Annotated in this window: 15 protein-coding genes; 9 read left to right on the forward strand and 6 right to left on the reverse strand. The window is 61.8% G+C overall.

What is annotated here, in order from left to right:
* Positions 1-35: 35 nt before the first annotated feature.
* Complete coding sequence (locus M2397_RS25960) at positions 36-695, reverse strand: YciC family protein (protein WP_092488567.1); 660 nt, start codon at positions 693-695, stop codon at positions 36-38.
* 180 nt (positions 696-875) lie between these two features.
* On the opposite strand from M2397_RS25960, the gene M2397_RS25965 reads away from it, so the two are divergent.
* The 4 genes from M2397_RS25965 to M2397_RS25980 all read left to right on the forward strand — a co-directional run bounded on the left by M2397_RS25965 (position 876) and on the right by M2397_RS25980 (position 3,357).
* Positions 876-1,619 carry a DUF2076 domain-containing protein gene (locus tag M2397_RS25965; protein WP_131700124.1) on the forward strand — a complete coding sequence of 248 codons (744 nt, stop codon included), beginning with the start codon at positions 876-878 and terminating at the stop codon, positions 1,617-1,619.
* A 117-nt stretch (positions 1,620-1,736) separates the two neighbouring features.
* Entirely contained in the window at positions 1,737-2,213 is a 477-nt protein-coding gene (locus M2397_RS25970) for an NYN domain-containing protein (protein ID WP_024077544.1), read from the forward strand.
* Between the two features lie 46 nt (positions 2,214-2,259).
* Positions 2,260-2,871 (forward strand): PolC-type DNA polymerase III, encoded by a 612-nt coding sequence (locus M2397_RS25975; protein WP_115487532.1) that lies wholly within the window; start codon positions 2,260-2,262, stop codon positions 2,869-2,871.
* 327 nt (positions 2,872-3,198) lie between these two features.
* Complete coding sequence (locus M2397_RS25980; RefSeq protein ID WP_259244724.1) at positions 3,199-3,357, forward strand: hypothetical protein; 159 nt, start codon at positions 3,199-3,201, stop codon at positions 3,355-3,357.
* A gap of 86 nt (positions 3,358-3,443) precedes the next feature.
* On the opposite strand, the gene M2397_RS25985 is transcribed toward M2397_RS25980, so the two are convergent.
* A complete protein-coding gene (locus M2397_RS25985; protein ID WP_131700125.1) occupies positions 3,444-3,905 on the reverse strand; it encodes an Lrp/AsnC family transcriptional regulator in 462 nt (153 codons plus the stop codon).
* 160 nt (positions 3,906-4,065) lie between these two features.
* Between M2397_RS25985 and yedA the strand changes: the two genes are divergently transcribed.
* Both yedA and M2397_RS25995 read left to right on the forward strand, forming a co-directional pair.
* Positions 4,066-4,962 carry a drug/metabolite exporter YedA gene (gene yedA / locus M2397_RS25990; protein ID WP_131700126.1) on the forward strand — a complete coding sequence of 299 codons (897 nt, stop codon included), beginning with the start codon at positions 4,066-4,068 and terminating at the stop codon, positions 4,960-4,962.
* Between the two features lie 48 nt (positions 4,963-5,010).
* Complete coding sequence (locus M2397_RS25995) at positions 5,011-6,348, forward strand: DEAD/DEAH box helicase (RefSeq protein WP_131700127.1); 1,338 nt, start codon at positions 5,011-5,013, stop codon at positions 6,346-6,348.
* 154 nt (positions 6,349-6,502) lie between these two features.
* On the opposite strand, the gene M2397_RS26000 is transcribed toward M2397_RS25995, so the two are convergent.
* Together M2397_RS26000 and M2397_RS26005 are read right to left on the reverse strand one after the other, a co-directional pair.
* Positions 6,503-7,729 (reverse strand): TIGR03862 family flavoprotein, encoded by a 1,227-nt coding sequence (locus M2397_RS26000; RefSeq protein WP_259244725.1) that lies wholly within the window; start codon positions 7,727-7,729, stop codon positions 6,503-6,505.
* A 172-nt stretch (positions 7,730-7,901) separates the two neighbouring features.
* A complete protein-coding gene (locus M2397_RS26005) occupies positions 7,902-8,822 on the reverse strand; it encodes a histone deacetylase (protein WP_145336665.1) in 921 nt (306 codons plus the stop codon).
* A gap of 76 nt (positions 8,823-8,898) precedes the next feature.
* On the opposite strand from M2397_RS26005, the gene M2397_RS26010 reads away from it, so the two are divergent.
* Genes M2397_RS26010 through M2397_RS26020 form a run of 3 tightly spaced genes read left to right on the forward strand, consistent with a single transcriptional unit; the run spans position 8,899 to position 10,963 of the window.
* Entirely contained in the window at positions 8,899-9,468 is a 570-nt protein-coding gene (locus M2397_RS26010) for a GNAT family N-acetyltransferase (RefSeq protein ID WP_184746319.1), read from the forward strand.
* Between the two features lie 41 nt (positions 9,469-9,509).
* Entirely contained in the window at positions 9,510-10,379 is an 870-nt protein-coding gene (gene tesB / locus M2397_RS26015; protein ID WP_027605282.1) for an acyl-CoA thioesterase II, read from the forward strand.
* Positions 10,376-10,963 carry an HAD family hydrolase gene (locus M2397_RS26020; protein WP_145336661.1) on the forward strand — a complete coding sequence of 196 codons (588 nt, stop codon included), beginning with the start codon at positions 10,376-10,378 and terminating at the stop codon, positions 10,961-10,963. Before tesB ends, M2397_RS26020 begins: the two co-directional genes overlap by 4 nt.
* 71 nt (positions 10,964-11,034) lie before the next feature.
* On the opposite strand, the gene M2397_RS26025 is transcribed toward M2397_RS26020, so the two are convergent.
* Both M2397_RS26025 and M2397_RS26030 read right to left on the reverse strand, forming a co-directional pair.
* A complete protein-coding gene (locus tag M2397_RS26025) occupies positions 11,035-12,012 on the reverse strand; it encodes an alpha/beta fold hydrolase (RefSeq protein WP_131700132.1) in 978 nt (325 codons plus the stop codon).
* A complete protein-coding gene (locus M2397_RS26030; RefSeq protein ID WP_131700133.1) occupies positions 12,013-12,900 on the reverse strand; it encodes a neutral zinc metallopeptidase in 888 nt (295 codons plus the stop codon).
* Between the last annotated feature and the right edge of the window lie 6 nt (positions 12,901-12,906).

Here is a 12,906-nt window from a genome sequence, read left to right on the forward strand (position 1 = left end):
CGGCTTATAGCGTTTCAGGAGTGGCGTGGAGCATATCACCGCGCGTCGGCATCGCCACCGATCAGCATGAATAAACGGAACAGGACTACGCTGGTAAACAGTTGCAGGAAGCTGTGGGCGCTGTCCATCAGCAGCCCCAGCAACGGCGCGGGGTTGGGATAGGCCGCGACGCTGGCGCCTTTGAGCAACCACAGCGGTGTCATCACACACAACAGGCACACCAGGATTCGCCAGAAATGCCCACGGGTCAGGCGCAGACTTTCCTTCATCGCCTCCAGCGCCGACATGCCGCGCAGCACCAACAGGTACTCGGCGAACGCCAGCACCACCATCAGCCACAGGCCCGGCAGGAAATACAGCGACAGGCCCAGCAAAATCAGCAAGGTACTCATGGCGGTCAGCAGGGCGAAGCGCGGCCACAGGGTCAGGGCCATGGCCCAGATGTCCTTGGTGCGCGGCGATTCGCCACGGGTGCGGGCGTCGAGAAACAGGATCAAGGCACCGGTGTACAGCGGGTACACCAGCAAGCCCACCACCACGCTGTAGCCGGGGAACGCATCCGCGCCGAGCGTGTGGTCGAGCAGCTGTTGCAGCAGGGCCTCGAGGATCACCAATGGCAGGCACAGCTGGACGATTGCGCCCAGGTTGCCTCGGGTAAAACGGAAGGAGTCGCGCAATACGTCTAACGGATTCATCGGGGTCATCGCAGGCCTGAAAGCAAGGGCAACACTTTAACCGATCATGGCCAGCGGTAAGCAAACGTAAACCTTGAGTAAAGACCATTGAAACAACTCGTAACACCCCCATAACTAGAACGCACCTGGCCTGATCACAGGCAGGACCACGATTTTTACCGGCAATCTAACGAGGTCGCCATGAACAGCGAAGAGCAAACCCTGATCGATGGACTGTTTTCACGGTTGCAACAAGCCGAAACGGACTCAGCCCCCCGCGACGCCCAGGCAGAAGCGCGGATCAAGGAGCACATGACTCGCCAACCGGCCGCCGGGTACTACATGACCCAGTCGATCCTGGTGCAGGAACACGCGCTCAAGAGTCTCGACGCGCAGAACAAGCAACAGGCGCAGCAGATCCAGCAATTGCAGGATGAGTTGCAGCGGGCCAAGTCCGCACAAGCGGCCCCGGCGAGCAGCGGTGGTTTCCTGTCGAGCATCTTTGGCGGCGGTTCCCGTGACCCGCAACCGGCCCAGAGCGCTCCGGCCTCGTCGGGCGGTGGCTGGCGTGAACCGGCGCGGCCGTCCTTTGGCCAGCCAGCGCCGCAACAGAACTATCAACAGCCACAACAACCTGCCGCCGCCCCCATTGGCAGCGGGTTCCTCGGTGGCGCGATGAAAACCGCCGCGGGCGTGGCCGGTGGTGTGTTGCTGGCCGAAGGCATCAGCAGCCTGTTCAGCCACAACTCGCAACAGCCGCAGGTTGTGGAAGAAATCATCCGTGAAGAGCCGGCGCCCGCCAGTGACAACGGCAACTGGGGCAACGATGACCAGAAGTTCGCCGGCAATGACAGCTGGGGCAGCGACAACGCCTCGGACAGCTTTGCCGATAGCGACTATTCCGACGATTCTTCCTCCTTCGGCGACGACGATTCCTTCGTCTGACACTCCCGGTCCGGGGCGCTGAGCCGCCCCGGTCTGATTTTTCCCGGAAACGTTCTCGCGGCTGGCATACTGGCACCCTTTCCGGGCCCTGGCGCCTGGCTGTCATGAGGAAGTGCGGTGAAGAAAATTGCAGTGTTCGCCGATGTACAAAACCTCTACTACACCGTCCGCCAGGCCTATGGCTGCCATTTCAACTATGCCGCCCTGTGGGCTGATATCAGTTCGCGTGGGCAGATCGTCGAGGCCTATGCGTATGCCATCGACCGCGGTGACAGCAAGCAGCAGCAGTTCCAGCAGATCCTGCGCAACCTTGGGTTCACGGTAAAGCTCAAGCCGTATATCCAGCGCAGCGACGGCTCGGCCAAGGGCGACTGGGACGTGGGCATCACCATCGACATCATGGACGCCGCCGACCACGTCGACGAAATTGTGCTGGCCTCGGGTGACGGCGACTTCGACATGCTGCTCGACCGCATCATCCACAAGCACGGCGTCGAAGCCGTTGCCTACGGCGTACCGGGGCTGACGGCCAACTCACTGATACGTGCCGCCAGCCGCTACGTGCCGATCGAAGGCGCGTTGCTGCTCAAATAAGCACGGCGGCTTAATAAATAAAGGGTTAGACGGAGTTGGAACAGGTTTGGAACGTATAGCGGTCATCGACTTTGAAACCACCGGCATCACCCCGAGCAGCCATTGCCGGGCCACGGAAATCGCGGTGGTTATCCTCGAACGCGGCCAGATCGTGGACCGCTACCAGAGCCTGATGAACGCAGGCGTGCGCGTGCCGGGCTTTATCGAGCAACTCACCGGCATCAGCAACGCCATGCTGCGCAGCGCCCCGCCGGCCGAGCGGGTGATGAACGAAGTCAATGAATTCGTCGGCACCACGCCGCTGATGGCGCACAACGCCGCGTTCGACCAGAAATTCTGGGATTTCGAACTCGGCCTGATCCGCCGCACCCGCCTGCAAAAATTCGCCTGCTCCCTGCTGCTGGCCCGCCGCCTGATGCCGGCTGCGCCCAACCACAAGCTCGGCACCCTCAACACCTACGCCCAACTGCCCCACACCGGCCAGGCTCACCGAGCGCTGGCGGATGCGGAAATGGCCGCCAACCTCACGGCGCACCTGGCCCAGGAACTGCGGCGTACCCATGGCTTGCGCGAACTGTCCCACGACCTGCTGTGCACCCTGCAGAAGGTGCCGGCGGCGAAGATCAATGAGCATCTGAAGAAACATCGCGGGTTCTGATAGAACAACGCCGTTCAGAAAAATGTGGGAGGGGGCTTGCTCCCGATTGCAGTGTGTCAGCCAGTACATCTGGTGACTGACACTCAGCTATCGGGAGCAAGTCGAATCGTCGCACCGCCCCTCCCACATTGGTTATCTGTCGTTCATCGAGGCTGCACACACTCCAACGCCCGATCCATCACCCTCTGCTGCACATCCATCCCCTCACCCGACGTGTGCGCAGTGCCCACCGCGCAGCTCAGCAAATCCGCCGCATTTGCTGGCGATTAAAAACCGCCCTCTGGTATCTGTTCAGTTATTCGGGGCGAAGAAAAGGACGCTGACTAAATGAGAGCCGAGATCAGCGAAAAGGTGATTCAGCTATTCGTCGATATCATCGGTTTCATCGACCGAAGCCAGGTCACGGAGCAAACGGACTTCATCCATGACTTCAAGCAGATAGTCGATTTGATCGTTGAACGCTCAAGTTTGCAGTGCGGCCACTGACGCCATCGGGAGCAAGCCCCCTCCCACAGTTTGATGTGTGAATACATTCAAAATGTGGGAGGGGGCTTGCTCCCGATGGCGGTAGATCAGCCACCATTTTTGCCATTGGTTTCCAACTGCCCCAACGGCACCCGCCGCTCTATCGCGCTCGACAAAATAATCGAGGTCTTGCTGAACCCGAACTTCGCCAGCCGATTGATCAGACTCTCCAACTCCGGCATCGAGCCCACCGCCGCTTGCATGATCACGCACGGATCGCCCGTGACCCGGTGGCATTCGGTCAGTTCGGGGATTTCGGCCAAGGCGTCATAGACCTTCTGGCTGCCGTGGTTGGTCAGCCGCAGTTCAATCACGCACTGAATCGGCAAGCCCACCTTCGAAAAATCCACCTTGGCCTGGTACCCGGTGATCACCCCGCTGGCTTCCAGCTTGGCCACGCGTTCGGCCACGGCGGGGGCGGAGAGGTTTACCGTGCGGGCCAGTTGCGCGTAGGAGGCGCGGCCGTCTTCGAGCAGGGCGCTGAGGAGCATGCGGTCGTATTTGTCCATATAAGGCTCCAGTTGCGCGTGGCTTTCGAAAGCACGGGTTATAGCCCTGATAACCATGCTTTGAAAAGTGTATGGGCGGTTTAAACAGGTTTTGTAACTTATGTTTAACAACCTGCCTTTTTAGAATAAGCCTCTCTTATATCTGCCTTAGAGCTGCCCAATGCCTGGCCCACGTCGCTTTCCTTTACCGTTGATCGCCGCCTTTTTTGCGCTGTATGTCATCTGGGGGTCTACCTACCTGGTGATTCGCATCGGCGTTGAATACTGGCCGCCGCTGATGCTGGGCGGGATTCGTTTTTTGCTGGCCGGTGCGGCGATGTATGGCTTTTTGCGTTGGCGCGGGGCGCCGGCGCCGACCTGGGAGCAGTGGAAGGCCGCTGCCAAGATCGGCATTTTGCTGCTGACCTTCGGTAATGGCGCAGTGAGTGTGGCCGAGCACACCGGGGTGTCGTCCGGCGTGGCGGCGCTGGCGGTGGCGACCGTGCCGTTGTTCACCTTGCTGTGTGGTTATTTCTGGGGCGCGCGCAATACCCGGCTGGAATGGGCCGGGGTGATTCTGGGCATGATCGGTATCGCCATGCTCAACATGGGCAGCACATTGCAGTCGAGCCCCATGGGCGCGGCCTTATTGCTGTTTGCGGCGGCGTCGTGGGCATTTGGTTCGGTGTGGAGTCGGCGCCTGCCGTTGCCGCCGGGCGCCATGGCCAGTGCTGCAGAAATGCTGGTGGCCGGGGTGACGCTGTTGATCGCCAGCGTGCTCACCGGTGAACACCTGAAGGCCGTGCCGCCGTTGGAAGGCTGGCTGGCTTTGGCATACCTGGCTGTGTTCGGCTCTATCATCGCCTTCAACGCCTATATGTACCTGCTCAAGCACGTACGCCCGGCGGCCGCGACCAGCTATGCCTACGTCAACCCAGCTGTTGCAGTGTTACTGGGGATTGTGTTCATCGGCGAGACCATCGGTTTGGAAGAGGCCCTGGCCATGCTGGTGATTATCAGCGCCGTGCTGTTGATCAGCCTGCCCCAGTGGCGAAAGCCCAAGCCGGAAATAAGGTAAACTGCGGCGCAATTGCGACTTGCGCTGAATTTTTCCTACGGTAAACACATGACTTTCGCCACACTTGGCCTGATCGAACCCTTGCTGCGCGCCCTTGAGACGCTTGGCTACCAGACCCCGACGCCGGTGCAGGCGCAAGCCATTCCGGCGGTGCTGGCCGGTCGCGACCTGATGGCCGCGGCTCAGACCGGTACCGGTAAAACCGCCGGTTTTGCCGTGCCATTGTTGCAACTGCTGACCATGGAAGGGCCGAAAGTCGCCGCCAACTCGGCGCGCGCGCTGATCTTGTGCCCGACCCGCGAGCTGGCCGAGCAGGTTCACGCCAGCGTTGCCGAATACGCCCAAAACCTGCCGCTCACCACCTACGCGGTGTACGGCGGCGTGAGCATCAACCCGCAGATGATGAAGCTGCGCAAGGGTGTCGACATACTGGTCGCTACGCCGGGCCGCCTGATCGACCTGTTCCGCCAGAACGCGCTGAAACTCAACCAGCTGCAAACCCTGGTGCTGGATGAAGCCGACCGCATGCTCGACCTGGGCTTCTCCGAAGAACTGGCGAACATCTACCGCATGCTGCCGAAAAAGCGCCAGACCCTGCTGTTCTCCGCGACCTTCTCCGATGACATCCGCCAGCTGGCCGGGCAGATGCTCAACGACCCGCTGACCATCGAAGTCAGCCCGCGCAACGTCGCCGCCAACACCGTCAAGCAATGGGTGGTGCCGGTGGACAAGAAGCGCAAGGCGGAGCTGTTTGTGCACCTGATGCGCAAAGGCCGCTGGAAGCAGGTGCTGGTGTTCGCCAAGACCCGTAACGGCGTGGATGCGCTGGTGGATAAGTTGCAGGGCCTGGGCATCAATGCCGATGGCATTCATGGCGACAAACCGCAAGCCACGCGCCAACGTGCGCTGGACCGTTTCAAATCGAGCGAAGTGCAGATCCTGGTCGCCACCGACGTCGCTGCCCGCGGCCTGGACATTGAAGACTTGCCGCTGGTGGTCAACTTCGACCTGCCGATCGTGGCCGAGGACTACATCCACCGCATCGGCCGGACCGGTCGCGCGGGCAACACCGGTGAGGCGATTTCCCTGGTGTGCGCCGATGAAGTCAACATGCTCTCGGCCATCGAGATGCTGACCCGCCAGACCTTGACCCGCAAGATGGAACAGGACTTCGAGCCGGAGCACCGCGTGCCGGATACCGATGCCAGCGGTCAGGTGGTGAAGAAGCCGAAAAAACCGAAGAAGCCTAAGGCGTCCGGTGGCGGCGGTGGTAAGCGCAACCTCGGCAAGTGGGTGGACAGTGGTGACGTGGCGCCGTCGGAGCCTTCGATCAAGCCGGTGCGTAAGGTGCCTGTTTTTAATACTGGGCCGCGTAAGAAGAAGTAAGTTTTGAGGTGCTGCTAAGGGCCTCATCGGGGGCAAGTCGAATCGTCGCACCGCCCCTCCCACAGTTTGAATGTATTCACAGATCAAAAATGTGGGAGGGGCGGTGCGACGATTCGACTTGCCCCCGATGGCGGCTTTGAATTCACCGCAGATCTCAGCGGTTGAGCCACTCCAACATCCCCCGCCCAGCCGCTCTGCCACTGGCAAAACACCCCGTCAGCAAATACCCGCCGGTCGGCGCTTCCCAATCCAGCATCTCCCCCGCACAAAACACCCCAGGCAATTGCTTGAGCATCAAGCGCTCATCCAACGCTTCAAACGGCACGCCGCCTGCGGTGCTGATGGCTTCATCCATCGGACGTGTCTTCACCAACGTCAACGGAAGCGCCTTGATATCCACTGCCAATTTCGCCGGATCGATGAAGTGTTCGGCGGGCGCCAACTCGCGCAACAGCGCCGCCTTGACCCCATCGAGGCCCAATTGACTGTGCAAATGTTTGCTCATCGAGCGTGAGCCACGCGGCTTGGCCAGTGCCACCTGAACCTTGTCCAACGGTTTGCTGGGCAGCAAGTCGATATGCACCGTGGCCGAACCGTCGCGATTGATGGCCTCACGAATCGGCGCCGACAGCGCGTAGATCAAACTGCCCTCGATACCGGTGGCGGTGATCACGCATTCGCCGAGTCGCGGCTTGTCATTCCCCAGGCCGATGGCGACGTTTTTCAGCGGCGCGCCGGCGAATTTGCTGACCATCAATTCGCTCCAGGCCGACACCTCGAAGCCGCAGTTGCTGGGTTGCAATGCAACGTAAGGCACGCCTTTATCCTCCAGCAGCTTGAGCCACGCGCCGTCGGAGCCCAGCCGCGACCAACTGCCACCGCCGAGGGCCAGGAGGAGCGCATCGCTACGGACGGTTTTCTCGCCTTCAGGGCTGTGGATAAGTAGATCACCGTCGGCGCTCCACCCCAACCAACGGTGTCGGGTGTGGATAACCACACCCTGATCGCGCAGGCGCTTGAGCCAGGCGCGCAGCAGCGGGGCGGCTTTCATATCCGTAGGAAACACGCGGCCGGAGGTGCCGATAAAGGTCTGGATACCCAGGCCATGAATCCACTCGCACAACGCCTCGGCACCAAACCCCCGCAGCAACGGTGCGATGTTCGGTGCGCGCTCGGCGTAGCGCGACAGGAACGCCGGGTACGTTTCGGAGTGGGTGATGTTCATGCCGCCCACGCCAGCCAGCAGGAATTTGCGCCCCACCGATGGCATGCCGTCGTACAAGTCAACCTGCACCCCGGCCAGGCTCAAGACTTCGGCGGCCATCAGCCCGGCTGGGCCGCCGCCGATGATGGTGACGTGTCGTGAGGAAATGTCGGGCATGGGCAGGGCTACGATCGCGGAAAATAAGCCGAGCATTCTACCCGAGGAGCGCGGCGCTGCCTGATCAAAAAACGTACAGCTTCCTACAGGCTTTACGGATACAGGCTCTCAGACGCTTACGCTCAAGTTATCCACAGGCCGTTCCACAGGCATTGTGGGTAACGCCCACCTTTCAATGACAACCTGATGACGTCCACACCCGCTGGGCGCTGTGGTGCAGGATGCCGTGGCGGCGTGCCAGGGCGGGGCGATCCTTGCTGTAGCCGCCGCCAATCACGCCCATCACCGGAATGTCGCGGCCCAGGCAATGGCGCATCACGCTTTCATCGCGAGCGGCTACGCCTGCGTCTGTCAGCTTGAGGTAACCGAGGGCGTCATCCTTGTGTACATCGACGCCGGCGTCGTACAGCACCAGGTCCGGCTGGTAGAGCGGCAGCAGGTAGTTGAGGGCATCGTCCACCACCTGGAGGTAGTCGGCATCGCCCATGCCCATGGGCAGCGGGATGTCCCAATCGCTCTGGGCCTTGCGGGCGGGGAAGTTCTTTTCGCAGTGCAGGGACACGGTGATTGCATCCGGCGTGTCGTGGAGGATGCGCGCGGTGCCATCGCCCTGGTGCACGTCGCAGTCGAAGATCAGCACGCGGTTGACCCGGCCGCTATCCAGCAGGTAACGGCTGATCACTGCCAGGTCATTGAAGATGCAAAAGCCCGCTGGGTAGTCGTAGTGGGCGTGGTGGGTGCCGCCCGCGAGGTGGCAGGCCAGGCCGTGTTCCAGGGCTTGCTCCGCCGCCAGGATCGAGCCACCGACCGCACGCACGGTACGCCGGGCCAGGGCTTCGCTCCAGGGCAGGCCAAGGCGCCGTTGGTCTTCGCGGGACAACTCGCCGCTCATGTAGCGTTCGATATACCCAGGTTCATGGGCGAGGGCCAGAATCTCCGGCGGGCACAACGGCGGGCGCAGCAATTGGCTGTCTTCGGTCAGGCCGCTGGCTACCAGGTGGTCACGCAGCAGGCGGAACTTGTCCATGGGGAACCGGTGGTCTGCCGGGAACTCGGGGCTGTAGTCATCGTGGTAGATCAATGGCAAAGGCATGGGATTTTCTGACGGGGATCTGCGAAGGATCTTAACAGCGCTGTACACTCACGCACATGGCAAGGGGAGGGGACCCATGGAGGCGATATTGCAATTGGAAAGCGCGCGCCTGGTTATGCGCCAGTGGCGCGATGCCGACCTGACGGAATTTGCGCGCATGTGCGCCGACCCGCAGGTGATGCGCTATTTCCCGGCCAAATTGAGCCACCTGGAAAGTGCTGCCTTGATAGGCCGGATTCGCGGCCACTTCGCCGAATACGGTTTTGGCCTGTGGGCCTTGCAACGCAAGGACACCGGTGAGTTTATCGGCCTGACCGGGTTGCAGAACGTCAGCTTCGAAGCGGGCTTTACCCCGGCGGTGGAAATCGGCTGGCGCCTGGCCCGTGAGCATTGGGGCCTGGGTTATGCCAGTGAGGCGGCCTGGACCGCGCTGCGCTGTGGTTTCGACCGTTTGCAGTTGGACGAAATTGTCGCCTTCACCACTCAAGCCAATCTGCCATCACAAAAAGTCATGCAGGCCATCGGTATGCATTACGATCCCCAGGCAGATTTTGAACACCCCAAGGTTGCAGCCGATGACCCGCTGCGGCCCCACGTTTTGTACCGCATCACCCGCGCCCAATGGTTGGACACGCTGCACGGATAAGCAGCCCGGAATGCCCTATCGATTGTTGTAGGAGTTGCTCTATGAGCCAAGTATTGGAAGATCTGGTGGACTTGCTGACCCTGGAACCGATCGAGGAAAACCTCTTTCGCGGCCGCAGCCAGGACCTGGGTTTTCGCCAACTGTTCGGTGGCCAGGTGCTCGGCCAGTCGCTGTCGGCCGCGAGCCAGACCGTCGAAGAAGCGCGCCACGTGCATTCCCTGCACGGTTATTTCCTGCGCCCCGGCGATGCGAAGTTGCCGGTGGTGTATTCGGTCGACCGCGTACGCGATGGCGGCAGTTTCAGCACGCGCCGCGTGACGGCGATCCAGAAGGGCCACCCGATTTTCACCTGCAGCGCGTCGTTCCAGTACGACGAGGCCGGCTTCGAGCACCAGACCACCATGCCTGTGGTGGTCGGCCCGGAAAACCTGCCGTCGGAGCTGGAACTGACCCAGCAGCGCGCGCACCTGATCCCCGAGCATATGCGCGACAAGCTGCTGTGCCCCAAGCCGATCGAAGTACGCCCGGTCACCGAAAAAGACCCGTTCAACCCGCAGCCGTCCGACCCGGTCAAATACGTGTGGTTTCGGGCCGATGGTGCCCTGGCGGATACGCCGGCACTGCACAAATACCTGCTGGCCTACGCCTCCGACTTCGGCCTGCTGACCACCTCGTTGCTGCCCCACGGCAAGACCGTGTGGCAGAAAGACATGCAGGTCGCCAGCCTCGACCACGCGCTGTGGTTCCACGCCGACCTGCGTGCCGATGACTGGTTGCTGTATGCCATGGACAGCCCATGGGCCGGCAATTCCCGTGGGTTCTCCCGCGGTAGCGTGTACAACCGCGCCGGGCAACTGGTGGCGTCGGTGACCCAGGAAGGCTTGATTCGCCATCGCAAGGATTGGGCATGAGCCTGACGGACGTTAGGCACTGGGTGTTCGACATGGACGGCACCCTGACGGTAGCGGTGCATGACTTTGCGGCGATTCGCGTGGCCCTGGATATTCCCCCCGAGGACGACATCCTCACCCACCTCGCCGCCTTGCCGGCGGACATCGCAGCGGCCAAGCACGCCTGGCTGCTCGAACATGAGCGCGAGCTGGCGCTGGGTTCGGTCGCGGCGGACGGTGCGGTGGAGCTGGTGCGCGAGCTGGCCGGGCGCGGTTATCGCCTGGGTATCCTGACCCGCAACGCGCGGGAGTTGGCGCATATCACCCTGGAGGCGATTGGCCTGGCGGACTGCTTTGCCGTGGACGATGTGCTGGGTCGCGACGATGCGCCGCCTAAGCCCGATCCGGGTGGGTTGTTGAAATTGGCGGCAGCGTGGGATGTATCGCCGAGCGAGATGGTGATGGTCGGCGATTACCGTTTTGACCTGGACTGCGGCCGGGCGGCGGGGACCAGGACGGTGTTGGTCAATTTGCCGGAGAACCCGTGGCCGGAGCTGGCGGATTGGCATGCTGCAGATTGTGCTGCATTGCGCCGGATGATCTAACCCAAGCAATAGAGATCAAATGTGGGAGGAAGCTTGCCCCCTCCCACATGTTGAGACTGTTTCTTCAGGTATTACTGAGTGAACAGTACCTTCTGCCCTTCGGGCGAAGTAAACATCCCATCCCCGTCATGCCCCACCCCCGGCACTTCCACCAGCGTCTGGCTCAACTGCGGATGGCGCTGCTTGAGGTAGTCAAAGTAGTTGTGCCCGCGAATCAGCCGATACGCGCCCTGGGTCTCGGCTTCGCAGCTTTTATCCAGTGCCGGGTGGTTCGGGTCGGTGTCCTGCTGGCCCAGCAGGTAAGTGATGGGGCGTGATACGTAGGCTTGCTCCAGCTGCTCGGCGTTTTGGCCCTTGGCGTAGGCCGGTAGGTGCTGCATGCCGTACTTCCAGTCGTTGAAGCCTGGGCAGCTGGCGGTCTCGAACCTTACCGGCCGCTGTGGGCTGAAGTAGGCATAGGACGAGGGGTTGGCCACCACATAACGCAGGCGGATGCCCTCGGTTTGCAGGGTAGGGTGGGCGTGGCCGGTGAGGGCGAAGCGCTGCACCACCTGGCCACCGCCGGAGTGACCGGCGACCACGATTTCCTTGAGCTCCGGGAACAGCGTGCGGTTGCCCAGGTGCTTGATGAGCTGGTCGAGGGCGCCAAAAGAGCTGATCTGGCCCGGGCCGGTCGAGGTTTCGCCGGCCATCCAGTCATTGCCCTTCCAGCGCAGCACTTGGCTGTCCAGATGGTTGCGCTGCATGTCGGACCCGTTCAGAAACTGCGGCGCGATCACCAGGGTGGTGGCGGCAACCCCGGCGTGTTCGGCGGCATCGATTCCGCTTTTCAGATAGGTCTGCGCATTACGCAGGCGCCCGTGCACGATGATCAAGGCGCGGGTGACGTTGGGCAGTGGCTGGCGCCAGTCCTGGCTCACGCCGAGGCTGAGGTCACCAGCGTCGAGGTGAAAACGATCGGGACTGACCACCTTGACGCCATGCTCGGCGGCCCAGGCGGATGATGAGATGAGCAACAGGCCCAACAGCAGTCCCAATCGTTGATTCATTTATAGGCTCTTGGCAGCGAACGTGTCGCATTGAGTGATCTGGCCCTGGGCGAAGCCGGTCTTGAACCAGCGCACCCGCTGTGCCGAGGTGCCGTGGGTAAACGAGTCCGGCACCACGCGCCCCTGGCCCTGTTGCTGCAAGCGGTCATCGCCGATGGCGTTGGCCGCATTCAGCGCTTCTTCAATATCGCCAGGCTCCAGCCAGTTCAGGCGCTTTTGCGCACGGTTGGCCCACACACCGGCGAAGCAGTCGGCTTGCAGCTCCTGGCGCACCAGCAGGCCACCGTCGCCTTGCATCTGCCGGCCTTGCTGGCGTGCGGCCTGGATCTTCGACGAAATGCCCAGCAATGTTTGGACGTGGTGCCCGACTTCGTGGGCGATCACGTAGGCCTGGGCGAAATCGCCAGCCGCCTGGAAGCGTTGCGACATTTCCCGGAAGAAATCCAGGTCCAGATAAACCTGCTGATCCGCCGGGCAATAGAACGGGCCGCTGGCCGAGGTGGCGCCACCACAGGCGGAATTGACCCGGCCACGGAACAGAATCAGTTTGGGGTTCTTGTAGGCCAGGCCGTTTTCCTGGAACACCTGGCCCCAGGTGTCTTCGGTATCGCCCAGCACAGCTCGTACGAAGTCGGCTTGCTCATCGTTGGCCGGCGGCGCCTGGCGAGACTGCGTGCTCACCGAGGGCGCCTGCTCCATCTGGCCGGTCAACTGGCCGAGGATCTGCAACGGGTCCTGGCCGGTCAGCCAGCCGATGCCGACGATCAGCACAATTGCGGTCAGGCTCAGGCCCTTGCCGCCACCAAAACGCATCCCGCCACCGCCGCCGCCACTGTCATCGCGGGCATCCACCACGTTGTCGCTGCGTCGGCCTTTTTTCCATAGCATGGGGCA

This window comes from Pseudomonas sp. BIGb0381 (assembly GCF_024809815.1).
Taxonomy (GTDB): domain Bacteria; phylum Pseudomonadota; class Gammaproteobacteria; order Pseudomonadales; family Pseudomonadaceae; genus Aquipseudomonas.

What these genes read in the sequence shown, in the direction of transcription:
- yedA (WP_131700126.1), top strand. Translation starts at nt 4,066, where the DNA reads ATGCCTGGCCCACGTCGCTTTCCTTTACCGTTGATCGCCGCCTTTTTT.
- M2397_RS26030 (WP_131700133.1), bottom strand. Translation starts at nt 12,900, where the DNA reads ATGCTATGGAAAAAAGGCCGACGCAGCGACAACGTGGTGGATGCCCGC.
- M2397_RS25995 (WP_131700127.1), top strand. Translation starts at nt 5,011, where the DNA reads ATGACTTTCGCCACACTTGGCCTGATCGAACCCTTGCTGCGCGCCCTT.
- M2397_RS25985 (WP_131700125.1), bottom strand. Translation starts at nt 3,905, where the DNA reads ATGGACAAATACGACCGCATGCTCCTCAGCGCCCTGCTCGAAGACGGC.
- tesB (WP_027605282.1), top strand. Translation starts at nt 9,510, where the DNA reads ATGAGCCAAGTATTGGAAGATCTGGTGGACTTGCTGACCCTGGAACCG.
- M2397_RS25965 (WP_131700124.1), top strand. Translation starts at nt 876, where the DNA reads ATGAACAGCGAAGAGCAAACCCTGATCGATGGACTGTTTTCACGGTTG.
- M2397_RS25960 (WP_092488567.1), bottom strand. Translation starts at nt 695, where the DNA reads ATGAATCCGTTAGACGTATTGCGCGACTCCTTCCGTTTTACCCGAGGC.
- M2397_RS26020 (WP_145336661.1), top strand. Translation starts at nt 10,376, where the DNA reads ATGAGCCTGACGGACGTTAGGCACTGGGTGTTCGACATGGACGGCACC.
- M2397_RS25980 (WP_259244724.1), top strand. Translation starts at nt 3,199, where the DNA reads ATGAGAGCCGAGATCAGCGAAAAGGTGATTCAGCTATTCGTCGATATC.
- M2397_RS26010 (WP_184746319.1), top strand. Translation starts at nt 8,899, where the DNA reads ATGGAGGCGATATTGCAATTGGAAAGCGCGCGCCTGGTTATGCGCCAG.
- M2397_RS26025 (WP_131700132.1), bottom strand. Translation starts at nt 12,012, where the DNA reads ATGAATCAACGATTGGGACTGCTGTTGGGCCTGTTGCTCATCTCATCA.
- M2397_RS26000 (WP_259244725.1), bottom strand. Translation starts at nt 7,729, where the DNA reads ATGCCCGACATTTCCTCACGACACGTCACCATCATCGGCGGCGGCCCA.
- M2397_RS26005 (WP_145336665.1), bottom strand. Translation starts at nt 8,822, where the DNA reads ATGCCTTTGCCATTGATCTACCACGATGACTACAGCCCCGAGTTCCCG.